The organism is Sphingobacterium haloxyli, assembly GCF_002980525.1.
Lineage (GTDB): Bacteria > Bacteroidota > Bacteroidia > Sphingobacteriales > Sphingobacteriaceae > Sphingobacterium > Sphingobacterium haloxyli.
In genome coordinates this window covers 210,315-234,995 of the sequence record NZ_PVBQ01000008.1, presented here as the reverse complement: position 1 = coordinate 234,995, position 24,681 = coordinate 210,315, and the positions used below count along the sequence as shown (strand labels likewise).

Genomic DNA, 24,681 nt, shown 5'->3' with positions numbered 1-24,681 from the left:
GGGATTATGTTAGCGGCATCGAATACAAAAAGGTAGGCAGTGCAGCGAGTGCGATTGAGATGATCCATACGGAAGAAGGTTACCTGCAGCGTAACGCGAATACCAATACCTATACCTACCACTATAACCTGACAGACCATCTGGGCAACGTACGGGCTACCCTGCAGCAAACGACGGGGGACGTAATCCAGAAGCACGACTATTATCCTTTCGGCAAGGCCAAAGCTCTTGTAACTTCGGGTGTCAATAAGTACCTTTATAACGGCAAGGAACAGCAGGATGAGTTGGGGGGACAGTACGATTACGGAGCAAGGTTCTACGATGCCGAGATCGGTCGTTTCAACGTCATAGACAGGTTTGCAGAGAAGTATTATAGTATGACCCCATACCAATATGGCGGTCTTGACCCTATAAAGCATATAGATGTTAACGGCGATTCATTAACAATATCTTTCACAGGAGGAATAACCTGGGGAAGCACTGCATTGGATATTGGAACACCTATTGGAAAAATGGGAGCACAGATAGGAGTAGGAGAATACGATGTTATTGGAGTCAGAGATAACAATTTTTACCTGTTCGGTAGCGATGTTTCTAATTCAACGGAGAGATCTAAGACTTTTGTAGAAGGGAATTTTTTAGGGTTTGGTGTAGGGACTTCATCAAATGTTGAAGTGCAAAAGAAAATAGAGACGATTGGAAATGTAACAACTGTTACACCCACTAAAACAAAAAAAGAAGAGGTTTATTTCAATACCCCACTTTCGCAAAATACCTTTACAAAAGGTGAAAGAGTGAAGTCAGGATTATCAAAATCAATGAATCTATCAGCAAAAATAGCAGTCGGAGTAGGAATCGAATTTGGTGTTAAAATTACTGATACCTCTCCAAGTAAACCGGGTATGACAATTGACGAGATGCTCACTAAACACCTATTTGTTCCTATTGAAGCGATAGAGTACCAAAAGAACCAACGCCAATTAATGGGAACAATGTCAGAGATATTTAAAGCAAAATAAATGGAAGGAATTATTATGTCAGCTATTAAATTAGCGATATTGACACTACTATGTACTATGTTGATAAGAAGTTATCTAATATCAAAAGATCGGGGCAATGCGTCTTTTTTATCCGCTATTATTAATATTTCATTGAGTCGGACATTTTTTCCAGTTCATGAAGGGAAAAATGTGAAGCTTATTAATAGAATATTGAAACTATTTTATATTGTTTTTATTATTTTGATTATTCTCTGTATTGCTATGCTGTTTCTTAGTAAGGGAAGATAGAACTAATGGAAGTTCGTTCAGAAAAGTTGTGGAAGGCAATACGATTACGGGGCGAGGTTCTATGATGCGGAGATAGGTCGGTGGAACGTGGTGGATCCGCTGGTGGAGCAGATGAGAAGGCACAGCCCGTATAACTATGCATTCAACAATCCGATAAAATTTATTGATCCGGATGGAATGCGACCATGGCCTATTCATATTCGTTCATTTATAGCTGCCCCTAAAGTTGGAGCTGGGTATTTTAGAGGCGATGGAAGTCATTACTGATCAGTCAGGTACTCGTCTTTTACTCGGAGCTCATAAGGAGAAAGGTGGCTTGAGAATACTTTTTGGCGAAAATAATCGACCGACTTTCTCTGTAAACATGTCTGTTGCTCTCGATAGCGATGGTAATTTTAAGGAGGTCACTTCGGGTAAAAAAACATATTCATTGGATGCATCGTTTCCTGAGGTTTACTATTATCAAAACGGGAAAGGACACGGATACCTGTAGTTGTAGATCTGCCTGAAGAGAGTATGAACAGGGTTATCGCAACATTAGCAACAACTGGAAAATCATATGATCTAAATAATAACATAGAGTTTGAGTACTCCATTTTGTATGTAGGCACGAAAGATCAGATCAAAAAGTGTTCTGGAGAGGTTGCTAAACTAGACCTTCGCCAACTAACCAAGGAATGATTATATGGAAGTTACTATTTGACAAACTACCTTTATAAAAGCCCAATCTTCATCGGATTGGGCTTTTTAGTATGCACACATGCGCTGCGTCATCGAAAGGACCAGCCTGCAAAGCCCGTCAAATGATTTGCGCATGTCAAAATGCCCATCGTAGAGATAGAAGCGGTGCGAGGAACCCAATGAAATGCAGCTTCTGAGAAGCTAAAAAAAGAACTTCTTAATCAACAACAGATATTAGGATTGTAATTTATCGATTAAAAACAGTAGCTTACGCCTCAATTTCATACGAGTTTAAATTATGATAACACTACTGGTTTCGATTGCGATTCTTATCGCAGGCTATTTTATTTACGGAAAGGTATGTGAGCAGATTTTTGAAATTGATCCAGATCGGCCTACACCGGCGTTTAGCAGGGCAGACGGAGTAGACTTTGTGGCCTTGCCGCGATGGAAATCATTTTTGATACAATTTTTAAACATCGCTGGTCTGGGGCCTATTTTTGGGGCGGTGGCAGGGGCTATGTGGGGGCCTGTCGCCTTTCTCTGGATTGTGTTGGGTTGCTTGATTGCTGGCGGCGTTCACGACTATTTTTCGGGAATGCTGTGTGTACGAAACGCTGGAAAGAGTTTTACCGAAATAGCTGGCACTTATCTGGGTACGCCCGTACGCCTGGTTTTGAGGATATTGACCTTTGTGCTCTTGATCATGGTAGGGGTGGTGTTTTTTATAGGACCCGCCCATATTATAGCAGAGATAGTAGACCATGAGTTTTTTACCGTTGGAATAATATCGGGATGTATACTGTTTTATTATTTGATGTCTACTGTATTGCCGGTAGATAAAATTATCGGGAAGCTCTATCCAGTTTTTGGAATTATCTTCTTGTTCATGTCGGCGGCGATTTTTTGTGCGCTGTTTTACTACGATCTTCCTATCATGGAGCTGCAATTAGCAACGGTCAGGAATTTTCATTCGGGTGGTACAGATTATCCAATATTCCCGATGTTATTTATCACAATCGCGTGCGGTGCGGTTTCTGGTTTTCACGCCACGCAATCGCCGATTATTGCCCGGTGTTTAAAAAGTGAAAAGGAGGGAAAGCCCATTTTTTTTGGTACAATGGCTACAGAAGGTGTTGTTGCATTGATATGGGCTGCCGCTAGTATGAGCTTTTTTGGAGGTGTTCGGGAATTAAATGTCTTCATGGCGGAAAATGGTGGGAATGCCGCCGTCGTTGTGAATAAAGTGTGTAATGAATTGTTAGGCCCGGTAGGCGGTGTCCTAGCGTTGATAGGAGTTGTCGTTGCGCCCATCACCTCTGGTGATACGGCATTTAGGAGTGCCCGTTTGCTCGTTTCGGATATCTTTAAAATAAGCCAAAAATCAGTGACAAAGCGTTTGCTATTGTCAGGAATACTCTTTGCTTTAGCACTTTTGATAAGCCAGACCGACTTTGCCATTATTTGGCGCTATTTTGCCTGGACCAACCAGACCTTGGCTACCTTTGTTTTATGGACGATTGCTGTTTATTTATGCCAGCGAGGTAACCTTTATTGGCTTGCATTACTTCCAGCAACTTTTATGACAATGGTTGTTGTTTCCTATATTTTGATTGCTCCAGAGGGTTTTTCTCTCCCGCACGCGATTGGATACGGAATAGCTATAGGCGTAGCCGTTGTATTGTGGTTTTTGTTTTTTCGATATCGTTTGCAAATAAAAACGCGTTCTTAGCGATATAAATCGCTCATCGCTTGTCACTTACCATTTTAAATTGTAACTTGTTGTGCCAATTGAAAGGTAATTGGCTTGTTTTTTGTAAACATATACTGTATAACCAACGTATAGGGCTTATGATGAGAAGATTGTTTTATATCGCCGTGTTTCAGTTGTTCGTTACAACAACAGTGTTACTTGGACAGGGACTTTCTCTAGCTGAAATCAGAAAGGATTTCAAAGTAGGGCATAAAGATGAAAAAACTTGCGTAAAGCACCTCGACGCGTTGGAAGAATACGCGAACTGTCCGATCGGGCGAGGTTATGAGGCAGCTTACCATATGTTTATGGCGAAACATACCGGAAATCCGCTAAAAAAAATGGGTTATTTTAGAGACGGAAAAAAAATGTTAGAAGAGGAAATAGCCGACAATCCAAATAATATTGAGTTACGTTATATCCGTTTATGTATTCAATACTATATTCCTTCGTTTTTAGGCTATAAAGATAATATAGAGGAAGATAAGCGTTTTCTTGTCAATAACTTGTATAAGTTAAAAGATAAAGAAACTAAGCAGCTTATCTATACCTATCTAAAGGGTGCAAAGATGTATTCTGATAACGAACTGACTTTATTAGGCCGCTAAAGGAAATCAATTAAAAAATCGTTAAAAATACAAGGCGAATATGTAACTTTGCGCCATGTCCGAAAAAATTATCATTCTTGATTTTGGCTCGCAATATACACAGCTAATTGCACGTCGTGTTCGTGAGCTTAATGTTTATTGCGAAATTCATCCTTATAACAACCTGCCGGCATTTGACGATGACGTGAAGGGAGTTATCTTTTCAGGCAGTCCTTATTCAGTTAGGCAAGAGGACGCACCTCAAATTGACTATGCCGATATTCAAAATCGCTTTCCGTTATTAGCGGTTTGCTACGGAGCACAGTATTTAGCACAACAACAGGGGGGAGAGGTACTGCCTTCGGAAATTCGGGAGTACGGTCGGGCGAATTTACAATTTGTAGACCAGGAAAGCGTGTTGTTGAAAGGTGTTCCGGTGCAGTCCCAAGTGTGGATGTCGCACGGAGACACGATCAAGGAGATACCTTCCAATTTTAAAATCATTGCTAGTACAGATAAAGTAAGTGTTGCTGCGTACGAGGTGGAGGGTACACGTACGTACGGTATCCAATTTCACCCTGAGGTGACACACAGCACCGATGGACAAGTGTTGTTAAAGAATTTTGTCGTTGATATATGTGGTTGTTCGCAGGACTGGACACCCGATACTTTTGTGGAAACGACGGTAGCGGAATTGAAAGCGCAATTAGGTGACGACCATGTGATCATGGCATTGTCTGGTGGTGTAGACTCTACTGTAGCTGCGGTATTGTTACACCAAGCTATCGGAAAAAACCTGCACTGTATTTTTGTAGACCATGGTTTACTTCGTAAGAACGAATATGAACAAGTATTGGACTCGTATAAAAATATGGGGCTGAACATTAGGGGGATTAATGCGAAGGAATTGTTTTTTGGTCGTTTGACTGGTGTTTCGGAACCAGAGCAAAAGCGTAAGATAATCGGCGCATCATTTATTGACGTATTCGATCAGGCTTCTAAAGACATCCAACATGAATTGCCGGAAGGAGTTGAAGCAAAATGGTTAGGACAAGGTACGATTTATCCGGATGTTATTGAATCGATTTCTGTGAAAGGACCATCGGCAACCATCAAGTCTCATCATAATGTTGGAGGTTTGCCCGATTTTATGAAACTGAAAGTAGTAGAGCCCTTGAAAGCCTTGTTTAAGGACGAAGTACGTCGTGTGGGGAAAACACTTGAGGTAGACGCCAATATCTTAGGACGTCATCCATTCCCCGGGCCTGGGCTTGCTATCCGGGTGCTTGGCGATATCACGGAAGAAAAGGTACGAATTTTGCAGGAAGCTGATGATATCTATATCCGTAACTTAAAAGAAGCAGGATGGTATGATAAAGTATGGCAGGCAGGTACCATTTTTCTACCTGTTCAATCTGTAGGGGTTATGGGCGATGAGCGTACGTATGAACACGTCGTAGCCTTGCGTGCAGTAGGCTCATTAGATGGTATGACGGCCGATTGGATTCACTTGCCGTACGATTTGTTAGCAAAAATTTCAAACGAAATTATCAATCATGTTAAAGGAATCAACAGAGTTGTCTATGATATTAGTTCAAAACCGCCAGCAACAATTGAATGGGAATAAGCGATTATTTGCATGGGCATTGGTGCTACTTTTATTTTTAGGAGCCTGTTCGCCCAAGACTCGTGTGCTAAAATCGCCTGACCATAGTGGTGGAAATGTGGGTGGGACTATTCCAAAGGAGGAAAAACCGGAAGCGGTCGACAAAGATGAAACAGTTGAAGATGCTCGTAGAGTAGAAGCGGCCAGAAACAGCGTAGCATTGGTTCTACCTTTTCAACTTAATAGGATTTCCCCTCATACATTATCCAAAGAGGATGTCAATCGTTCTGCAATTGCACTTGACTTTTATCAAGGTTTTCAATTGGGGTTAGATGAGCTGGCACAGAAGGGCCGTTCGTTTTCGCTTAATGTGATTGACTCGCGAGATAACGAAGTTCATAATCAATATGTTGCAAAATCGGAGGAAATAGCAAATGCTGCCTTGATCGTGGGTCCTGTATTCCCCAAAGAAATAACCACGTTTGGCACGCATCTGTCAAACAGAAATGTATTGCAAGTAAATCCGCTGGCAGCAACAAGAGCTCGGGAATTCGGTTTACCGAATTTAGTATCGTTAACACCATCGATTGATGTGCATACGAAAGCTATGGCGGCGCGTGTGGCACGAGATTACAAAACGGGAGATGTGGTCATTATTTATAACACATCAGACAATGACGGGCGACAGTTTCTCAACGGTTTCTTGTCGGAGTTGAGGAAAGTAAATTCGTCTGCTCAGGTTCGTTCCGTATCGTCTATTCCTCAATTAAATGAAGAAATTAGTCTGACAGGTACGAACTTAATAGTAGCCGGTACGACCGATAGATTTCAGCTGCGATCTTTCGTAAGTAATCTAGAAGCAAAATCATCGCAGGAATTTTATATGTTCCGTGTGTATGGTCATCCGTTATGGGAGCGTATCGATTTCAGTATATACGAGCGATTTGGTGACTTTCAGCCTGTTATTACAGCGGAAAGCCATCTAAAAACATGGACACGGGAAGCAAAGGAATTTAAAGAAAATTACTACGCTTTATACGGCGTTAATCCGTCCGACCACTCTTATAAAGGATATGATGCTGCTCGATATTTTGGAAATCTACTTGCAAAATATGGTGATAATTACCCCGAACACGTAGCCAAAGAAAAGTTCGAAGGCTTATTCAGCACTTATTTGTTTGATTATAACGAAGGCTGGGGTTTTGTAAATAAAGCTGTCTCGTTTAAAAGCTATCAAGGCTCATCGTTTCAGTTAAATTAATATGGTGATTAATCCACGCCGCGTTGAGCAGCAGTTACGGAATTTTCAGCGAGCGATAGAGGCATATGATAATAAGGAACCTTTTGCTCGGTTTATCACACGATTTTTTAAAGCAAATAAACAAATGGGCGCATCCGATAGACGGATGACTTCTCGTTTATGCTATAATTATTTCCGGTTAGGACGTTCTATGCTAGATTTACCCACGCTTGACCGTCTTATAGTGGCTGAATTTTTGTGTGAAACGCAAAGTGCCTTGGTAACACTTCATCGACCAGATTGGACATCTTGTATGACTACGCCTTTAGCGGAAAAGCTGCGTTTTTTGAATATGCAGGGCTATGATTTGGAAAATCGCTTCTTTCCCTTTGCTTCCTATTTGTCACCCGGTATTGAAAAAGAAGAATTTTCGTTAAGCCATTTGGTGCAGCCCGATTTATTTATTCGGGTGTCACAGCATTATAAAGAAACTGTAGAACGGGAACTTGCAGCACATGGAATTTCGTTTGAGCAAGTTTTTAAAAATGCTTATCGTTTGCCAAGTGGAAGTAACCTGCAGCATATAAGGGGAATAGAAGGGTTATATGAAGTGCAGGATTTGTCTTCTCAACAAAGTCTCGAAATTCCTTCTTTAAAACAGGGAGAAAAATGGTGGGACGCATGTGCGGGTTCAGGTGGAAAGTCACTGTTGTTAGTAGACCGTTGGCCACATATTGATTTATTGGTTTCCGATGTACGACTAAGCATACTCCGCAATTTGGACGAACGTTTTGATAAAGCGAATGTAAAAACAATCTATAGAAAAAAAGTACTGGATTTAACGCAGGATATCAGTCACCTGATGGACGGAGAGGTTTTTGACGGCATAGTGGTTGACGCGCCCTGCACTGGTTCGGGAACTTGGGGGCGTACACCCGAGATGCTTACTCAGTTTGACGAAGAGCGTATTCAAGGCTTTGTTTCCCTTCAACGTCAGATCGTTGATACCGCCGTTCGTTACCTTAAGCCGCAAGGAACATTGATGTACATTACCTGCTCGGTATTTGAAGCGGAAAATGAGCTGCTTGTCCGTTATCTGGAGGAAGAACACGGGTTGATGATGGAAGACGGCGGTGTTATTAAAGGATATAATAGAAAATCGGACAGCATGTTTGCTGCGCGACTGAGAAAAAATCAGTAATAATTTGATGCGTAAAGTGCTTCGCTTTATTCTGATTTACCGGGAATAACCAATACGGGGCAACTTGCTTTCCGTATGACGGACTCGGATACACTGCCCGATATAAAATGCTCAAAACCAGTACGTCCGTTAGATCCCATAATAATAAGATCTGCTGTCCATTCGGCAGCCGTGTTTAAAATTTCGTCTCGAACATTGCCTACTTGGTTAAATAAAAATACTTCCTGCGCACCATCAAAATCAGATCCGATACTTTCCAGATATCGTTGAGCAGATTCTTGTTGTATTTCCGATACTTCCGGTACGACTATCGGTTGTTGACCTAATAATGGGTCTGCTCCGTAGCTGGCTGGTGAGGTTGGAGGAACAACCGTGACCAAGGCAATGGACGAATGAAACTCCCGAACTAAATCTTTTGCGTAATCAATAGCCTTCATGGTACACGGTGTGTCATCTACGGCTAAAAGTATGCGATTGAATCTGTTGCTCATCTTTTGTGGCTATATAAAAAGTGATATATTCGTATGTATAAAACAGTATTGCGACAGTATTTGTTTTTATTTTATAAAATAGATAGATGAAGAAAGGTATTTGCAACTTATCCGTAATCCCGTTGCGCGCTACAGACTCACACCGAAGTGAAATGGTGAGCCAAGTGCTTTTTGCCGAGCAATTTGAAATACTTCGGGATGAAAAGGAATGGGCTTATATCCGTATGTTCGATACTGGTTATGAAGGTTGGCTGCAACAGGGACAATTTGTACCATTACTGGAAGAACACTTTATGGAGGTATCGCCAAGTAAGTATGTGGTCGTGAGTTTGTCTGGTGCCACAGCGTCGTTAGGAGACAGGAAGGTACAAATAAAACCTGGTACGAAAATTCCGATGCAGCTTATGGACTCACCTTTTGACGGTTTTTTGTATGATATCGAAGGCGTTTTTCGCAAGCCGACCACGTCGGATTTTCAGGTATGGTTTCCTGAATTGATAGTCTACTATTATAACGTACCGTACCTATGGGGAGGGCGTACCTGTTCTGGTATTGACTGTTCGGGTCTAAGTCAAACGGTATATGCCTATTTTGGAGTACAACTGCCGCGGGACGCTTACCAGCAAGCCGAAAGAGGCGAGACAGTCAATTTTCTTTCTGAGATTAAACCGGGTGACCTTGCCTTCTTTGATAATGAGGACGGACGTATTACGCACGTGGGCATCATGATTGATGTTGAAACAATCTTTCACGCCTCCGCAAACGTACGTATAGACAAGATGGATCTGCAGGGTATATTCAATAAAGAACAAAATCGGTATACCCATAGGCTACGGATTGTGAAAAGATATTGGTAATTACTATTTTTGATCATGTCTTTAACAAACAACAGATACTTTCTTCTGGCCAGTGCCCAGCTTTTCCCCTTAACCTTTTTAGAACCCGCGGAGATGGCGGTCGACGATCCGGCATTAGCGCTGGCGAGAGAAGCGTTTACGTCTTTTCGAAATGGGCAACTGGAGTTAGCGCGAGAACAGTATACAACGGCAATACAACAGTTTTCTGACCAACCCTTCTTTTATGCTTGTCGATCACTCCTCAATATGGCTTTAGGTGATGAAGAGGGAGCTTTTTACGATTCGCAAGTAGCAAAAAGTCTAGATTTTAATTATCAAGCGTTTTTGGAATGGGTAGAAAATAGACCAATAGAATCTGTATTCCTAGGCAGCGGTATCGAGTTGCAACAAATATTGTCTGATGCGTTGGAAATTACACAGCAATTCGACTATGAGCGTACGCTTAAAATATACGCGTATGGCCGAGAAAATTACCCGAACAGCGTCGAACTCCTCGTGTCTCGCGGCGCGTTGTATATATGGTTATTACGATATGACAAAGCTTTATCTGATTTAAACCAGGCAATAAGCTTGGATCCAGCATATGCTCAGGCATATCTATTGCGGGCTAAGCTGCTCAAAGGCATTCGAGAACATGAAAAAGCTAAAGCCGATTTTGATACATCGGTGGAAATTCAACCAGATGCCAGCATAGTTTACGAAGAACGAGGTGGATTTTTAGTCGATTTAAAGTTATACGATGAGGCTTTGCTCGATTTTGATAAATTGGTAAACTTGCTTCCTGAAGATTTTTATGTCCATGCACTCCGTGCAGACTTGTTTGAAAAAATGGAAAACTGGGAAGCCGCACTTCACGATTACTCCAAAGCAATATCGCTAAACCCTTATTATTCTGATTTATATGCTTATCGTGCTGATATGAAAGACCGCCTCGGTGATATAGTAGGCGCCGCCCAAGACCGCCATATGTTCGAAGAACTGGAAAAGGAAGGTTAACGTATTAGAAATTTTAAGACTCCATAGATTTATGCAGACGAAAATAGATGTACCTTTCACAGGCTACGAAAAACTGGTGATTTTCATCTTGGCCATCAGTCAGTTTACAGTTATTCTTGATTTTATGGTTATGTCGCCCTTGGGAGACTTACTCATCAAATCTATGGATATGCACGCCTCATCTTTCGGTATCGTGGTATCTGCGTATGCTTTCAGTGCTGGTGCTTCTGGGCTTTTAACGGCGGGTTTTGCCGACAAGTATGATCGGAAGAAACTGTTGTTGTTTTTTTATACCGGTTTTATTATCGGCACAATTTTTTGTGGAATTGCTGACACATTCTATACCTTGGTAGCCGCAAGAATTATAACCGGCTTGTTCGGGGGTGTTATCGGTTCGATTTCCATGGCCATTATCACGGATTTGTTTGCTTTGGAAAAAAGAGGTCGAGTTATGGGATTTGTTCAAATGGGATTTGGGGCCAGTCAGGTGCTAGGTATTCCGATCGGACTTTATATCGCGAATAGAATGGGGTGGGAAGCTCCCTTTTTATTTATAGCGGGATTGGCAGTAATCATAGCGATTATTATCGCTGTGCGGCTAAAGCCGGTAGATGCCCACCTAGGGATGGAAGTACAGAAGAAAGCTATCAGCCATTTAATGCAAACGTTAAAAAAGAAACCTTATCACGTTGGCTTTTTAACGACTGCGATATTATCCGTGGGGGGCTTTATGATGATGCCTTACGGAACTGTATTTGCTGTAAATAATCTGGGAATAAGTAATGAACAGTTACCTTTTTTATTTATGGCTTCGGGTGTAAGTTCCCTTGTTGTTATGCCGTTTGTAGGAAAGGTGAGCGATCGCGTGGATAAGTATAAATTGTTCGCAGGAGCGACGATTTGGTTAATGGTGATCTGCGTTATTTATACGAATCTCGGCACAACCCCTTTTACCTTGGTAATGATTCTCAATATCTGTATGATGATCGGAATTATGAGTAGGATGGTACCTTCGTCTGCACTGGTCTCTGCCGTCCCCGATATGCAAGATCGAGGAGCGTTTATGAGTATCAATGCATCATTACAGCAGATAGCCGGAGGAATTGCCGCAACGATCGCTGGATTTATCGTCTTTCAGGAAAATAAATTTAGCCCGTTGGAGCATTATGATATTGTGGGTTATACCGTTGTTGCTATATCGTTGGTTTCCATATTGTTAATGTACAGTGTAGACAAGCTCGTTAAGGCGAAAATGAGAAGAAACATGCCCGAGCCCGTGCTAAACGACCAAACAGGAACTAGCATGCGCGGAAAGGTTTAAAACAACGTATCCTCTTTATTCGGTATACGGAGGTCTGAGCCTATTTCCTTGTTGAGATGTTCAATGAAATGTGCTGCTAGTAGGGGAGACTCCAACTCTATGTTTTGATGAATAAAGAAAAACAGTTGCTGCAAACCAGCTTGTTTCCACTCCTTAATAACCTTTACCCATTCGACCAACCTTTCATAGTCCGACGGGTGATTGGCGCCTACATAGCGTATAAAAGCTGTGGGAGTCGTCAGGCGCATATGCACCAAGTCACGGCGCCCAGCGGTATCGACAAGTACGTTGGTAGTACGGGTTTTTTCGAATAATTTGTATAGCTTTTCACTGATTTTGCTATCCGAGAACCATTCCTGATTCCGAACTTCTACAGCTAGTGGATAGCCTTTCGGAAAAGTAAGCAAGAATTTCTCCAGTCGGTCAAAATCCTTCGGCTTGTAATTATCGTGCATCTGTAGAAAGGCCATACCGAGTTTCTCTTCAAATAGAACAGTAGCATCTACAAAATGCTTTAATTTCTCATCGGTATTGATAAGTCTGGAATAATGGCTAATCGATTGGGGGATCTTGGGGAAGAACTTAAAACCATCAGGTGTTTTGTCTTTCCAAGTTTTTACCTGCTCTTTAGACGGAGAATTGTAAAATGTCGCGTTTAATTCGATAGCGTTAAATTGCTTGGCGTAGTATACCAATTCATCTTTGGTACCCCGAGGGTAGAAGCCTTTTAAATCCGCTTTGTTCCATTTTGCACAACCCACAGCAATTTCTAGCGGTTTTTGTTGCTGGTGTGCTTCCAGTAACTGAAACGTTTCCGAGGGAATAGGAGGAAACGAAAAATCAATTTCTTCCGGATTACTTACTTGTCCAAATTTCATACCCGAAGATAAAAAAAATAAAACGCCCAACAAAAAAGCCGGGCGTTCGTTTTAATAATGAGATATATGTGATTACACGTTAAACCTAAAATGCATGATATCACCATCTTCAACGATATAGGTCTTTCCCTCTACACTAAGCTTGCCCGCTTCTTTAATGGCGTTCTCTGAACCGTATTGAATGTAGTCATCATATTTAATAACTTCAGCACGGATAAAGCCTTTCTCGAAGTCGGTATGGATAACACCTGCTGCCTGCGGCGCAGTAAATCCTCTCTCGATGGTCCAAGCACGTACTTCTTGCACACCAGCCGTAAAATAAGTAGCAAGATCCAGTAGGGAATAAGCTGCTCTGATTAATTTATATACACCGGACTCATCTAAGCCGAGGTCGTCCAGGAACATTTTACGCTCTTCATACGATTCAAGTTGCGCAATTTCAGATTCAATTTGAGCCGAAATCACGAGTACTTCAGCATTCTCATCCTTTACAGCCTCCGTTACACGGTCGACATACGCATTTCCCGTTGTTACGGACGCTTCGTCTACGTTGCAAACATATAAAACAGGTTTAATCGTCAGTAAAGCGAGGTCACTGATAAATTCAAAATCTTCCGATTGGATAGGAGCTGTTCTGGCAGATTTACCAGCCTCTAGATGTTCTTTGACAAGTGATAAGATTTCATACGTTCTTTTTGCATCTTTATCACCACCTGTCTTAGCCATTTTCTCTACTTTCTGGATACGTTTTATCACGGTATCCAAATCTTTCAGCTGCAATTCGGTATCAATGATTTCTTTATCCCGGATGGGATCTACCGAACCGTCTACGTGTACGACATTGCCATCATCAAAACAACGCAAAACATGAATAATAGCATTCGTTGTGCGGATATTTCCTAAAAATTGGTTTCCTAGCCCTTCCCCTTTGGAAGCGCCTTTTACCAAACCGGCTATATCTACAATCTCGATAGTATTAGGAACGACGCGCTGTGGTTTAACAATTTCCGCTAATTTATTTAATCGATCATCGGGTACAGTAATAACACCGACGTTGGGTTCTATTGTACAAAAGGGAAAATTTGCTGCCTGTGCTTTTGCATTGGACAGACAGTTGAATAATGTTGATTTACCCACATTTGGTAAACCTACTATACCACATTGTAAAGCCATGAAAATTTCAATTTTTTTAAATCGCACAAAGATAACGAAAATCAACTGTATGTAGCTAAAATCTGGTATTTTTACAGGTTCTTTCGTTACAGTTCAATTTTTGTCATTCATATTTTTTAAGTTTGAGTCAGATTTTAACAATTGAAATAGCGTATGTGGAAAGGGATTATATCCATCTTTATTTTGGGGCCTATAGTGGCCGGAATCGTATCTTTTACGGGGTGCCAAGGCAATATGAACACAAGTGCTGCAAGTTTACTCCCAGATACGGTAGCAGTTGATAGCGTCGCCGGATTGATTGATATAATATCAGAAGATACCGTAAAAAAAAAGGGATATTTAACAGAACGATGGCGAAATCCTGTTCAGATTCTGGTCGATACGCTGAACCCAATCAGTAAAGATTCACTGGATCGGTTCGTAAGAACAGAGCGTCGTCGTGTTCGGGATTCGGTACGCGGGGAGCTGAATAAACTTCCCAAACACGTTTATTTCACTTTTGACGACGGGCCCTTGATCGGGAGCTCAGCTATTGACTCTATCTCAAAGGCAAAAAACGTAAAAATCAGTGCATTTCTAGTCGGTAGGCATGCGAAAATGTCTAAAAGATTAAAAAGGGATCTTCAACGCTATAAAGAAAACTACCTGGTAGAATGCTACAACCATAGTTATACACATGCTGGCAATAGATTTACCAGCTTCTACAGTAATCCGGTTAGTGCATATGAAGATTTTGAGAAAAATGAACTGGATCTGGAATTGAAACATAAAATAGTTCGTTTGCCCGGACGTAATATCTGGATTTATGACGATATAAGACGTATCGATCTCAAAAGTGGGGCGAGTACGGCTGATATGCTATACACTAACGGGTATAAAATTTATGGTTGGGATGTGGAATGGAGAATTCACGGTGCTTCCGGTATGCCGGTCCAACCGGTTAACGAGATATACACGCGCATTCGGAATTATATGGACAATAAATCGTCGATGGAGCCGAACAATGTGGTGTTATTAATGCACGATGATATGTTTCAGAGCAAAAAAGGACAGCAATTGCTGTCCTCACTGATCGATACTATCCAAACGACTACCGATTATAAGTTTGAATTTATAAGGGACTATCCGTTTAGATATTAATCTCTTATTCTACGACAACTCCCATGTTACTGAACTTATCGATACGCTCAGTAACAAGGGTATCTGCGTCTTTCCGCGTCAGCTCGGTAAGGTCGCTTATAATTCTTGCCTTTAGGTTTTCTGCAGCTATTATTGGATCTTGATGTGCACCGCCCATTGGCTCGTTAATGATACCGTCAATTAAACCATTTTTCAACATATCTTCTGCTGTCAGTTTGAGCGACTCTGCCGCTTTCTCTTTCTGGTCCCAACTTCTGTAAAGAATAGACGAACAAGACTCCGGTGATATGACGGAATACCACGTATTCTGCATCATATATACACGATCTCCGACTCCAATTCCTAACGCGCCTCCGGAAGCTCCTTCTCCGATAACAATACAGATAACAGGCACTTTAAGTACCGACATTTCTAACAGATTGCGTGCGATAGCTTCTCCTTGACCGCGTTCCTCGGCTTCCAGACCAGGATAAGCCCCCATTGTATCGATTAACGTCACGATCGGTTTATTAAACTTCTCCGCCATTTTCATCAGCCGAAGCGCTTTTCGATATCCTTCTGGATTGGCCATGCCAAAATTGCGATATTGACGTTCTTTTGTGTTCTTTCCTTTTTGATGCCCAATCACCATAACGGATTGCCCATTGATCGAAGCAAATCCTCCAACAATAGCTTTATCGTCTCGCACGGTGCGGTCGCCATGAAGCTCAATAAATTCGTCGCAAATCATTTGGATGTAATCGAATGTTTGAGGCCGGTCGGCGTGACGGGACATCTGGACCTTTTGCCAACCCGTGAGGTTTGCATAAATATCCTGTTTGGTTTGTTCGAGTTTATCCGCTAGTTCATTAACGGTAGCACTCATATCTACCTTGGTCTTTTCCTGCACTTGCAGGACCTTTTCTATTTGGGTTTGCAAGTCTGCAATAGGCTTCTCAAAATCAAAAGTTGTTTGCATAATAATATATCTAGCGCATTTCAGCCTGCTAAGTTAGTTTATTTTGTCCTTTTTGAGAAAAATTAATGTGCTTTTTCTGGTTCAGATGATTCGGAATCCACCGCGGAGAGCATATCCAGTACAACGAAATAGCCGTAGTTAAAATATGCCGCTTGGAAACAAGATATTGCAATATTAGTGGAAAAATGATAATTTAGGTATTTGTATTATGATGACAGAAGAAAAAAAGGATACGAACCCCATTCCGTTTTTAATTAAGCTGATTTTGTGGGTTTTATTATATGCTTCGTTTTGGTCTTTGGGAGGCGTTTATAAGCAATACCCTTGGTTAAATAATGTGTCAGCTGGGCTCAACTTGTTTTTGACGTCTAGCATATTGTTCTCCATCGGTCGGTATATCATGATCATGATATATAAAAAGCGACACGAAAAGCGAATTGTCCGGGGTAATTTTGTTTTGGGTATAAATCGCTTGACGGTAGTGCTCAATACCTCTGTAGCGACCATTAGTTTAATGATTGCGTTTGGCATAGATCCGCGAGACTTTGTTACCAGCTTGACCATCGTTGCAATGGCAATAGCCGTTACATTCAGAGAGTATATCACGAATTTAATATCTGGATTATTTATTATGTTTTCCGATCAACTGTCGGTAGGGGATAGAGTAGCGGTTGGCGAACACAAAGGACGTATTGTAGATATTAATTTTTCGAGTCTGGTTATACAAAATGAGGATGATGATATGGTCATGGTACCTAACAACATGGTTTTTACGTCACCTATAATCAATCTTTCTGCGCATCGTTCGACGCTTTTCCTCGTGAAATTTGAACTGCCGCTCCAGGTCGCCGTAGACCCGGATAAGCTGGAAGAATGTATACAAGCGGTCTTGGCAAATCATCCCTATTTAACTGGTGAAGACGAGTTACAGCTTAAAGTTGTTGAACTCGGGAAAGACTACGTCAAATACAAAATGGAAATGCATGCAAAAAGCAGTAGCAATAAAGTGCATAAACAGGTAGAAAACGAAGTATTTAAGGAAGTCTTGAAGTTTAAACGGGCGTATGATAATAATTTGTAAGTTATGTTTTACGTACTTTTATGCGTTTTACAAAGTGGTGCGACCCTTTTTCGAGAATTAAATCAGCACGATAACGGGTGGGTAAAATATTTTCGTGCAGATTTGGGCGGTTGATAGTATTCCAGATGTTTGTTGCCATCGAGACACTTTCTTCTTTACCTAAGTCGGCGTAGCGATGAAAATAGGACGCTGGATTTTGGAAAGATGTTGCGCGTAATGACTCGAATCTATTAATATACCAGTTTATAAGATCTTTTTCCTCCGCGTCCACATAAATAGCATAGTCAAAATAATCCGAAACGAAAACACTGTTCTTTGTGGAGGAATTTACTTGTAGTACATTGATACCCTCGACAATAAGAATATCAGGTTGCGTAATATTTTGGCTCTCATGGGGTATGATGTCATATTCCAAATGAGAATAGACGGGCACTTCAAACTGGGGAACACCAGATTTCATAGACGCAAGAAAGTTTAGTAAAAGTTTGGTATCATAACTCTCGGGAAAACCTTTGCGTATATTTCGTTCCGCTAAAATGCGGTTTGGATATAGAAATCCATCTGTCGTTACGAGCTCAACCTTGGGTTTGCTTGGAAGCATGGAAAGCACTTTTTGTAGGACCCGTGCGGTCGTACTTTTTCCTGCAGCAACAGATCCCGCTATTCCGATAATAAACGGCAGGCTATTCGTACCCTTCTTCAAAAAATTACTGACGGCAGCGTGTTTATCGTTTGTGCGCTCAATCAAGATGCCTAACAAATGGGCCAATGGGAAATATACTTCTTCAATTTCTTTAACAGTGAGTGGTTCATTTAGCGCTCCTAGCTTTTCTATGTCATCCGGTGTAAGATGATGAGAAAAGTGGCCGTTTAGACTTTTCCATTCCGCTCTGCCAAATCGTTGAAATGGTGTATCAACCTCGCTGTTGTTAGTTGAAGACATGTATTTAAATTATGGTGTCGGCAAATATACCATGTTCAGCCAAAAAAATATAGATAATTATATTAAATCGTTTTACATGGTATAATATTCTTGGATCTGTTTACGAAAATAATCCCTCGATAATTAAACTTCCGGTGGCTGGATTAGTAGCTAGTGGAACGTTGTACAAATCGGATATGCGCATAAGCATTTGGATGTCGGGCTCATGTACGTGTTGACCTAACGGATCGCGGAAGAATATGATCCCGTTGACTTTGCCTTCAGCCGCCATTGCAGCTATCTGCGCATCACCTCCTTTTGGACCGCTTAGTTTAAGTTCCACTTCCAGACCGGTTTGTGCTACATAGGATCCTGTAGTACCGGTAGCGACAATATTTGCATTTCGTAGAAATTCAATATGGTCTTTCACAAAGGCTACCATATCCGCTTTTTTTCCGTCGTGTGCAATTAATGCAATTGTTTTTTTCATGCGTTTAATTTATTGATAAGTTTAAGTTTGTCCTTTAATCTATTAACGAGATCGCTGTCGATCAGTTTTAATAATTTTTATCCAAAGAAAATATAAGCCACGATGATAGCGGCGATAATACCAACAAGTTCTGCTAGGAGTGCGCATGGAAGCGCGTGCCGTGTTTTCTTGATAGCCACTGAACCAAAATAAACGGCCAATACATAAAACGTTGTCTCGGTGGAGCCCTGTATTACACAGGCTACACGGGCAGCAAAATCGTCCGCACCGTTTGTTGCCATCAGTTCCACCATTAATCCTCGTGCGCCGGAACCACTCAGCGGTTTCATAAACGCGACCGGCAATGCTTCTACAAATGAGGTATCTATTCCTGCGAACGCGATGAGAGCGGAGACGCCTTCTATCAAATAATCCATCGTTCCGGAAGCCCGAAACACGGCTATGCCCACTAAAATAGCAACCAAATAAGGGATGATTTTGACAGCTACTTCAAACCCCTCTTTTGCTCCTTCTATAAAAGCATCATAGACATTGATACGCTTAAACAAGGCTAACGCAATAAAGGAAACAAAGATGCTGAATAGTACAAGGTTACCGAATACGCGAGATATAACGTCAATTTCTTCCGGCGATAGTGTGCTGAAATAATATAATGCAGCTCCTATCAATATGGCTAACCCGCCCAAATACAGCATGACTGTTTTTTGAAACAGATTGATTTTTTGGTATAGAGATACGGTAATCAGTCCGGCTAATGTAGAAAAGAACGTTGCGATAAGAATAGGCAAGAAAATATCCGAGGGTTGGGCCGCTCCGGCAGCCTGTCGATAGGCCATAATGGAAATAGGAAGCAATGTAAGACTGGAAGCATTTAATACAATAAACATTATTTGCGCGTTGCTGGCCGCATCTTTCTGCGTGTTAATCTCTTGGAGCTCCTTCATGGCTTTCAGTCCAAGGGGAGTAGCGGCATTGTCCAGGCCGAGTGCATTGGCAGAAAAATTCATCAAGATAGAGCCCAGCGCAGGGTGATTTTTTGGGACTTCAGGAAAAAGTCGGTTAAAAAACGGCCCTACCGCTTTGGCAAAGATATTTATCATACCACCCTTTTCTCCAATTTTCATAATACCCAAAGCAAAGGTCATCATACCTATCAAACCAAGGGAGATCGTGGCACCGTTGGCTGCACTTTCAAAGAGGGAGTTGACAATGTTTTGGAATATTTCTGTATCGCCCCCGATAAGCTTGGCGATAGCGACCAGAAATGTTATTAAGAAAAAGGAGACCCAAATGTAATTTAGCGCCATACTTGTCTTTTGTTGTGTAAATGTAAGGTTTATGGATGGAAACCTGTTCTATAACGGGTCTAATTTTTTAAAAAATTCCATACAGACCGATCCGATTTGTTTTTGTTGTCTTGTATAATTTCTGCAACAATTTGATTCATTAGCTCTTCGTGTTCACTGATTAATTTATCGCCGAGAGAAACAAGTTTTTGAATATTTGCCGGAGATGCGGAATCCATAGATGGATGGATTGAGGAGAGATTGCTGGGTTCAATGCGGATGTAATTACCCGATTTGTTAACTGATCGGAACAACTGTTTCAGATAATAATCCGTACTCTCTGCAGAGCTACTACTCATAATATCGACTAACGCAGGTCCGATGGATATGGCTCGTTTTTTCTTAAAATCCTCATAATCATATGACATTTTTGATAATCCTGTTCCGAGGGATAATATCCAAATATCATTTATTTTATAGGTATTGTAACTTTTGATAACTTCTAAAAGGGCGGATAGCGAAGGGTTGTGAGCAAAGACGCCGCCGTCTACCAAGGGATAGCGTATATCGGCGAGGGAAAATATTTCTGCTACTGAAAAATACGTAGGAGCGGCGGACGTAGCACGACATACATCCCGTATATAAAAATCGCGCAAGTCGCCGTGCGATATCGCTTTTTGTTGACGGAAAAGGTGGTTTTTTCGCAATTCGATGTTATATGCTGTGATAATGCAAGGTTTTAGAAGCTGACTGAGTTTTTTATTGCCAAAATAATTCTTCAATAGATTTTCTAATATAGTCTCATCGTAAAGCTCACTTAGTAAGCCGAATTTACTTAGAAAACGACGCCAAGTTGAAGCGGAAAATATCTCCGTCCCGTGGTCTAGATAAATGTCGAGCGCGTCTTTTGCTGTATATTTTTGTTTGCTCGGCTCGTTGTCGTCGGGACATAATAGGATAGACAAGAGGATTCCGCCTGTACTTGTGCCCGCAAAAAAATCAAAATAGTCGGTTAAGTGTGCTTCTGGATTGTTCGTTGCCTGTTTAATTTTTTCTTCTAGTGCTACCAAAAACATCCCTGGAATGATACCTCTGATACCACCACCGTCTATTGAAAGTATTCTCTTCATATGTCCGTTTGGTTTATCACCTAAATCTAGATAAAAAAGGCAAAAAAAGCGAATTTTTAAATCTCGTTTGTCATCTTCGCAAACTTATTTTTGTATTCAATGGGAGTTAATCCCGCGGTTCTCCTCCCGTTAGTAGCAGAATATAAACGCTTTAGAATAAAAAAAGCTCCAATCTCTCGATTGAAGCTCTGCGGAGAGAGGGATTACCTCGCCTTGCTCGGTGATCCCCAAAAGGGGAGGCTTCACTAAAAATAAAGCCATTCACTCCGTTCATTATTTTTGTTGTTTAATCCTTTTGTCCAAACGTTGTTTACAAAAGTCTATAAACAACAAAACCCGACTATTGTCGGGCTTTATTTTTAGTGGCGGAGAGAGCGGGATTCGAACCCGCGGTACCGTTTCCAGTACGACAGTTTAGCAAACTGTTCCTTTCGGCCACTCAGGCACCTCTCCTCCATTTGAGTAGTGCAAACATAAAGCAAATATTTCAATCCGCAAAGCTTTAAAAGGGTTTTTTTGTCAAAAAAGAATAAACATCTGGCACTCAATTAATTTTTTATAACACCGGTTGTGGGAGCGGTTTTTTTGTTGACGTCATAGTCAATCCGGACATGATAAATACTCTTTAACATCGATTTGAAAATATCAGATACCGCTGTGATATCACGCATCGTAATATCAGAATTAATAAATTGGCGCTGGGTGATTTTATACTCCACAATTTTGTCAACCAGATTGTTGATGGATTCTTCTGTAGGTTCTTTCAAAGCTCTAGAAGCTGCTTCCACGGAGTCGGCAATCATCAGTACGGCGGTCTCTTTGGAAAAGGGTACAGGTCCGGGATACTTAAATATGCTTTCGTCCACTAGTTTGTCCGGATTGTTCTTGATAGCCATATTGTAGAAATAATCAACCTTTGTTGTGCCATGGTGTGTACGTATAAAGTCGATGATAACTTCTGGAAGTTGGTTTTTCTTGGCCATCTCAACACCTTTATGCACGTGTGATATAATGATTTGTGCAGACTGCTCCGGGGTCAGCTCTGCATGGGGGTTGGTATCAGTCTTTTGATTTTCAATGAAAAACAATGGGTTGGACATCTTGCCAATATCGTGATATAACGCTCCTGCACGGATTAACAATGGATTTCCACCGATTTTATAAATTGCCGCCTCCGCAAGGTTGGCTACTTGTAGTGAGTGCTGAAAAGTTCCTGGTGCTTTCAGCGAGAGTTCTCTAAGCAAACGGGAATTGCTATTCGTCAATTCCATCAGAGTTAGATCGGAAACGATACCAAATAAACGTTCGAAAGCGTATATTAGCGGATAAGCTAAGAGCGTCAGTCCAACACTAACGACAAAAGGAATGACATCTGCCCAATAAACGGAACTTATCGATCCATTTCGGGTTAACACTAACCCTATATATGCTACGATATAGGTGCCCAAAATGATTAGGGACGACATTAAAAACTGTTCCCGTTTTACCAAAGTTCTGATGCTATAAATAGCAACCATACCAGCCATGAACTGTAAAAATACAAATTCAAAGCTATTGGGTACGAATAGCGCAGCCAATAGGACCATCAACAAATGGATATTCAAGGCTACGCGTGTGTCAAACAATACCCTAAAGATTATAGGGACGCTGCAATAAGGGATGTAATAAAGGTTGGGAATTTTCATGTTGATTGCCCAGGACAGCACGCCGAGCATACACACGATGACGATCAAAATAATAAATAGCAATCTATTGCTCTCAAAGATGGTTGATCGGAAAAAAAAGAGGAACACCATCAGGAGGGATACACACATCGAAATGACGACAAACTGGCCGAGCATAACGTACCCCTGGTTGCCGCTAATTCGAGCTTCATCTTCAAAAACTTTACGTAAGGAAGCTAGTTTCTGATAAGTTTCATTACTGATGATCTTGTCTTTTTCGGCGATAAGCTCTCCCTTTTGTACCATCCCGCGAGTAACAGAAATATTGGCCAATGCATTCTGTTCCGCTTTGTTTGTTAGGTTTTCATTAAAGATATAATTAATGGTAACGTAGTTCTTGAGTGTTTCTGCTAACCATGTCTTCTGATCTATTCTGTTGTTTTTGGAAAGATTGTTTTCAATGTATTGATTGGCAGATTCAATAGTGAAAATATCGGAGGTATTCTTCTGTTGGGCTACGTTATCTTGAATCAGTGTGAAGTTATACTGACTCTGTGCTTTGTCCACTTGGTCAGCGTCCATGCCTTTGTTTTGATAACGGTTGTTAAGCGAAATAATACCCCTATTGTAGACGTAATTAAGAAGGGCATTTCCTACTGATTGATATGTTTCTATATTTTGACTGGACAGGGAATCCATATTAGCAATTTGCCATTTCTCCGCAATATCCGTATTGAATTGGTCGATCTGTTCTTTGCTGGCACTGACATTTAAGTTATAAATGGGCTGAACAGTCTTCAGTATCTGTTCTCGATCTCTGTTGAGCTCTTCTTGCGTTTTTAAAATAGCAAAATTATAAGGAGACACGAGGTTTTCGTGATTCCATACTTTCCCCTTTTCAAATTCGTAACGAAAACGCGGTTGTTTCGGTAAGAAAATGCAAATCAATACGATTGCCAAAATAATCAGGGCAAATTTCACTATAAAAGAATTGTTTTGATTCTTGTCGCGAATGTAATTGATTTTGAGTTTTGCCACTTGCCTATTATTTTTATGCTATTAATATAATTTTACAACAAATGTACTATTTATTAGGCAATCGTTTAAAGGATTAAAATATCAATTTACTCGTGTAATAGTTTTAGACTTCCGTATCTTTGTTGGAAAATTTTTTGAAAAGAAACATGCCTACAACAAAACATCTGATAGCTCCATCTGTTCTGGCTGCTAATTTTGCGAAGCTTTACGATGATATACAAATCGTAAACCGCAGTGAAGCAGATTGGTTTCACATTGATATTATGGATGGTGTCTTTGTACCCAATATCTCTTTTGGTTTTCCGGTTATGCAGGCAATCGCCAAACATGCGTCAAAACCATTAGATGTACATCTGATGATTGTGGATCCAGATCGTTATTTAAAAAACTGTAAGGATTCTGGCGCGACTGTTATTACAGTACATTACGAAGCTTGTACACATCTTCACCGAACACTGGCGGCTATTAAAGAGCTGGGGTGTAAAGCGGGGGTGGCATTGAATCCACATACGCCGGTAGGTTTGTTGAAAGATGTTATTAGGGATATTGATTTAGTATGTATTATGTCCGTTAATCCGGGTTTTGGAGGACAGAAGTTTATTGAACAAACATATACTAAAATAAAGGAAATCAGGTATTTGTCTTCAAAGATAAATGATTCCCTGTTGATTGAAGTCGATGGTGGGGTCAGTATAGATAATGCTGCAAAGCTGGTAGAGGCAGGAGCTGATGTGTTAGTTGCCGGAAGTAGTGTTTTTTCTGCTGCGGATCCTGCAGAAGCGGTTCGGCAGTTGAAAAATGTGGGGCCGATAGCATCGCAGATTTAAGTTGTTTGGATTTATTCCAAATTAGGGTTTGCCGTGGTTTAAATCTACTTAAAAAGTATTCTTTTTGTATTT

General features: G+C 41.0%; 22 protein-coding genes, 1 tRNA gene and 1 pseudogene. 14 read left to right on the top strand and 10 right to left on the bottom strand.

Features of this window, described 5'->3' with window-relative positions; genetic code table 11:
* From C5745_RS12445 to C5745_RS12405, 8 genes and pseudogenes are all read left to right on the top strand, one after another.
* Positions 1 to 1,019: RHS repeat domain-containing protein (locus C5745_RS12445; RefSeq protein WP_133166347.1), on the top strand; the 1,019-nt coding region annotated here is incomplete at its 5' end.
* Between the two features lie 306 nt (positions 1,020 to 1,325).
* Positions 1,326 to 1,478 (top strand): annotated as a pseudogene (locus tag C5745_RS20820) (RHS repeat domain-containing protein); the annotation flags it as partial.
* 37 nt (positions 1,479 to 1,515) lie between these two features.
* Positions 1,516 to 1,782: a hypothetical protein gene (locus tag C5745_RS12430; RefSeq protein WP_133166346.1), complete on the top strand. Its 267-nt coding sequence runs from the start codon at positions 1,516 to 1,518 to the stop codon at positions 1,780 to 1,782.
* A gap of 486 nt (positions 1,783 to 2,268) precedes the next feature.
* The gene (locus C5745_RS12425) at positions 2,269 to 3,702 is read left to right on the top strand and encodes a carbon starvation CstA family protein (protein ID WP_105717320.1); all 1,434 of its coding nucleotides are present in this window, start codon (positions 2,269 to 2,271) and stop codon (positions 3,700 to 3,702) included.
* A 119-nt stretch (positions 3,703 to 3,821) separates the two neighbouring features.
* Positions 3,822 to 4,331 carry a hypothetical protein gene (locus C5745_RS12420; RefSeq protein WP_243403338.1) on the top strand — a complete coding sequence of 170 codons (510 nt, stop codon included), beginning with the start codon at positions 3,822 to 3,824 and terminating at the stop codon, positions 4,329 to 4,331.
* Between the two features lie 55 nt (positions 4,332 to 4,386).
* On the top strand, positions 4,387 to 5,937 hold the full coding sequence (guaA, locus tag C5745_RS12415; protein ID WP_105717319.1) for a glutamine-hydrolyzing GMP synthase: 1,551 nt from the start codon (positions 4,387 to 4,389) through the stop codon (positions 5,935 to 5,937).
* Positions 5,894 to 7,177, top strand: coding sequence for an ABC transporter substrate-binding protein (locus C5745_RS12410; protein WP_133166345.1), 1,284 nt, complete (start codon positions 5,894 to 5,896; stop codon positions 7,175 to 7,177). Before guaA ends, C5745_RS12410 begins: the two co-directional genes overlap by 44 nt.
* Before the next feature lies 1 nt (position 7,178).
* Positions 7,179 to 8,357 carry an RsmB/NOP family class I SAM-dependent RNA methyltransferase gene (locus tag C5745_RS12405; RefSeq protein WP_105717317.1) on the top strand — a complete coding sequence of 393 codons (1,179 nt, stop codon included), beginning with the start codon at positions 7,179 to 7,181 and terminating at the stop codon, positions 8,355 to 8,357.
* A 26-nt stretch (positions 8,358 to 8,383) separates the two neighbouring features.
* On the opposite strand, the gene C5745_RS12400 is transcribed toward C5745_RS12405, so the two are convergent.
* On the bottom strand, positions 8,384 to 8,848 hold the full coding sequence (locus C5745_RS12400) for a universal stress protein (protein ID WP_105717316.1): 465 nt from the start codon (positions 8,846 to 8,848) through the stop codon (positions 8,384 to 8,386).
* Positions 8,849 to 8,934: 86 nt separating this feature from the next.
* Between C5745_RS12400 and C5745_RS12395 the strand changes: the two genes are divergently transcribed.
* From C5745_RS12395 to C5745_RS12385, 3 genes are read left to right on the top strand one after another with little or no spacing between them, the layout of a single operon-like run.
* Positions 8,935 to 9,705, top strand: coding sequence for a C40 family peptidase (locus tag C5745_RS12395; RefSeq protein WP_105717315.1), 771 nt, complete (start codon positions 8,935 to 8,937; stop codon positions 9,703 to 9,705).
* Positions 9,706 to 9,720: 15 nt separating this feature from the next.
* A complete protein-coding gene (locus C5745_RS12390) occupies positions 9,721 to 10,701 on the top strand; it encodes a tetratricopeptide repeat protein (RefSeq protein WP_105717314.1) in 981 nt (326 codons plus the stop codon).
* 31 nt (positions 10,702 to 10,732) lie between these two features.
* Complete coding sequence (locus C5745_RS12385) at positions 10,733 to 12,022, top strand: MFS transporter (protein WP_105717313.1); 1,290 nt, start codon at positions 10,733 to 10,735, stop codon at positions 12,020 to 12,022.
* On the opposite strand, the gene C5745_RS12380 is transcribed toward C5745_RS12385, so the two are convergent.
* Together C5745_RS12380 and ychF are read right to left on the bottom strand one after the other, a co-directional pair.
* Positions 12,019 to 12,900 carry a DUF72 domain-containing protein gene (locus C5745_RS12380; protein WP_105717312.1) on the bottom strand — a complete coding sequence of 294 codons (882 nt, stop codon included), beginning with the start codon at positions 12,898 to 12,900 and terminating at the stop codon, positions 12,019 to 12,021. The genes C5745_RS12385 and C5745_RS12380 overlap by 4 nt on opposite strands.
* 72 nt (positions 12,901 to 12,972) lie before the next feature.
* A complete protein-coding gene (gene ychF / locus C5745_RS12375) occupies positions 12,973 to 14,073 on the bottom strand; it encodes a redox-regulated ATPase YchF (RefSeq protein WP_105717311.1) in 1,101 nt (366 codons plus the stop codon).
* Between the two features lie 153 nt (positions 14,074 to 14,226).
* On the opposite strand from ychF, the gene C5745_RS12370 reads away from it, so the two are divergent.
* Positions 14,227 to 15,213 (top strand): polysaccharide deacetylase family protein, encoded by a 987-nt coding sequence (locus C5745_RS12370; protein WP_243403337.1) that lies wholly within the window; start codon positions 14,227 to 14,229, stop codon positions 15,211 to 15,213.
* Between the two features lie 4 nt (positions 15,214 to 15,217).
* On the opposite strand, the gene C5745_RS12365 is transcribed toward C5745_RS12370, so the two are convergent.
* The gene (locus C5745_RS12365) at positions 15,218 to 16,171 is read right to left on the bottom strand and encodes an acetyl-CoA carboxylase carboxyltransferase subunit alpha (protein ID WP_105717310.1); all 954 of its coding nucleotides are present in this window, start codon (positions 16,169 to 16,171) and stop codon (positions 15,218 to 15,220) included.
* A gap of 208 nt (positions 16,172 to 16,379) precedes the next feature.
* Between C5745_RS12365 and C5745_RS12360 the strand changes: the two genes are divergently transcribed.
* Positions 16,380 to 17,252, top strand: a complete 873-nt coding sequence (locus C5745_RS12360; protein WP_105717309.1) for a mechanosensitive ion channel family protein — start codon at positions 16,380 to 16,382, stop codon at positions 17,250 to 17,252.
* Position 17,253: 1 nt separating this feature from the next.
* Here C5745_RS12360 and coaA read toward each other — a convergent pair whose 3' ends face one another.
* The 6 genes from coaA to C5745_RS12330 all read right to left on the bottom strand — a co-directional run bounded on the left by coaA (position 17,254) and on the right by C5745_RS12330 (position 23,782).
* On the bottom strand, positions 17,254 to 18,195 hold the full coding sequence (gene coaA, locus C5745_RS12355; protein WP_105717308.1) for a type I pantothenate kinase: 942 nt from the start codon (positions 18,193 to 18,195) through the stop codon (positions 17,254 to 17,256).
* Positions 18,196 to 18,295: 100 nt separating this feature from the next.
* A complete protein-coding gene (locus tag C5745_RS12350; RefSeq protein ID WP_105717307.1) occupies positions 18,296 to 18,664 on the bottom strand; it encodes a methylglyoxal synthase in 369 nt (122 codons plus the stop codon).
* A 77-nt stretch (positions 18,665 to 18,741) separates the two neighbouring features.
* Positions 18,742 to 19,971, bottom strand: a complete 1,230-nt coding sequence (locus C5745_RS12345) for a nucleoside recognition domain-containing protein (RefSeq protein WP_105717306.1) — start codon at positions 19,969 to 19,971, stop codon at positions 18,742 to 18,744.
* 59 nt (positions 19,972 to 20,030) lie between these two features.
* Positions 20,031 to 21,080 (bottom strand): patatin-like phospholipase family protein, encoded by a 1,050-nt coding sequence (locus tag C5745_RS12340; RefSeq protein WP_105717305.1) that lies wholly within the window; start codon positions 21,078 to 21,080, stop codon positions 20,031 to 20,033.
* Positions 21,081 to 21,443: 363 nt separating this feature from the next.
* A tRNA-Ser gene (locus C5745_RS12335) sits at positions 21,444 to 21,533 on the bottom strand.
* A 95-nt stretch (positions 21,534 to 21,628) separates the two neighbouring features.
* On the bottom strand, positions 21,629 to 23,782 hold the full coding sequence (locus C5745_RS12330; RefSeq protein ID WP_105717304.1) for an HD family phosphohydrolase: 2,154 nt from the start codon (positions 23,780 to 23,782) through the stop codon (positions 21,629 to 21,631).
* 146 nt (positions 23,783 to 23,928) lie between these two features.
* Between C5745_RS12330 and rpe the strand changes: the two genes are divergently transcribed.
* The gene (gene rpe, locus C5745_RS12325; protein WP_105717303.1) at positions 23,929 to 24,609 is read left to right on the top strand and encodes a ribulose-phosphate 3-epimerase; all 681 of its coding nucleotides are present in this window, start codon (positions 23,929 to 23,931) and stop codon (positions 24,607 to 24,609) included.
* The last annotated feature ends 72 nt before the right edge of the window (positions 24,610 to 24,681 follow it).

What these genes read in the sequence shown, in the direction of transcription:
- C5745_RS12425 (WP_105717320.1), top strand. Translation starts at nt 2,269, where the DNA reads ATGATAACACTACTGGTTTCGATTGCGATTCTTATCGCAGGCTATTTT.
- C5745_RS12420 (WP_243403338.1), top strand. Translation starts at nt 3,822, where the DNA reads ATGATGAGAAGATTGTTTTATATCGCCGTGTTTCAGTTGTTCGTTACA.
- guaA (WP_105717319.1), top strand. Translation starts at nt 4,387, where the DNA reads ATGTCCGAAAAAATTATCATTCTTGATTTTGGCTCGCAATATACACAG.
- C5745_RS12410 (WP_133166345.1), top strand. Translation starts at nt 5,894, where the DNA reads ATGATATTAGTTCAAAACCGCCAGCAACAATTGAATGGGAATAAGCGA.
- C5745_RS12405 (WP_105717317.1), top strand. Translation starts at nt 7,179, where the DNA reads ATGGTGATTAATCCACGCCGCGTTGAGCAGCAGTTACGGAATTTTCAG.
- C5745_RS12400 (WP_105717316.1), bottom strand. Translation starts at nt 8,848, where the DNA reads ATGAGCAACAGATTCAATCGCATACTTTTAGCCGTAGATGACACACCG.
- C5745_RS12395 (WP_105717315.1), top strand. Translation starts at nt 8,935, where the DNA reads ATGAAGAAAGGTATTTGCAACTTATCCGTAATCCCGTTGCGCGCTACA.
- C5745_RS12390 (WP_105717314.1), top strand. Translation starts at nt 9,721, where the DNA reads ATGTCTTTAACAAACAACAGATACTTTCTTCTGGCCAGTGCCCAGCTT.
- C5745_RS12385 (WP_105717313.1), top strand. Translation starts at nt 10,733, where the DNA reads ATGCAGACGAAAATAGATGTACCTTTCACAGGCTACGAAAAACTGGTG.
- C5745_RS12380 (WP_105717312.1), bottom strand. Translation starts at nt 12,900, where the DNA reads ATGAAATTTGGACAAGTAAGTAATCCGGAAGAAATTGATTTTTCGTTT.
- ychF (WP_105717311.1), bottom strand. Translation starts at nt 14,073, where the DNA reads ATGGCTTTACAATGTGGTATAGTAGGTTTACCAAATGTGGGTAAATCA.
- C5745_RS12370 (WP_243403337.1), top strand. Translation starts at nt 14,227, where the DNA reads ATGTGGAAAGGGATTATATCCATCTTTATTTTGGGGCCTATAGTGGCC.
- C5745_RS12365 (WP_105717310.1), bottom strand. Translation starts at nt 16,171, where the DNA reads ATGCAAACAACTTTTGATTTTGAGAAGCCTATTGCAGACTTGCAAACC.
- C5745_RS12360 (WP_105717309.1), top strand. Translation starts at nt 16,380, where the DNA reads ATGATGACAGAAGAAAAAAAGGATACGAACCCCATTCCGTTTTTAATT.
- coaA (WP_105717308.1), bottom strand. Translation starts at nt 18,195, where the DNA reads ATGTCTTCAACTAACAACAGCGAGGTTGATACACCATTTCAACGATTT.
- C5745_RS12350 (WP_105717307.1), bottom strand. Translation starts at nt 18,664, where the DNA reads ATGAAAAAAACAATTGCATTAATTGCACACGACGGAAAAAAAGCGGAT.
- C5745_RS12345 (WP_105717306.1), bottom strand. Translation starts at nt 19,971, where the DNA reads ATGGCGCTAAATTACATTTGGGTCTCCTTTTTCTTAATAACATTTCTG.
- C5745_RS12340 (WP_105717305.1), bottom strand. Translation starts at nt 21,080, where the DNA reads ATGAAGAGAATACTTTCAATAGACGGTGGTGGTATCAGAGGTATCATT.
- rpe (WP_105717303.1), top strand. Translation starts at nt 23,929, where the DNA reads ATGCCTACAACAAAACATCTGATAGCTCCATCTGTTCTGGCTGCTAAT.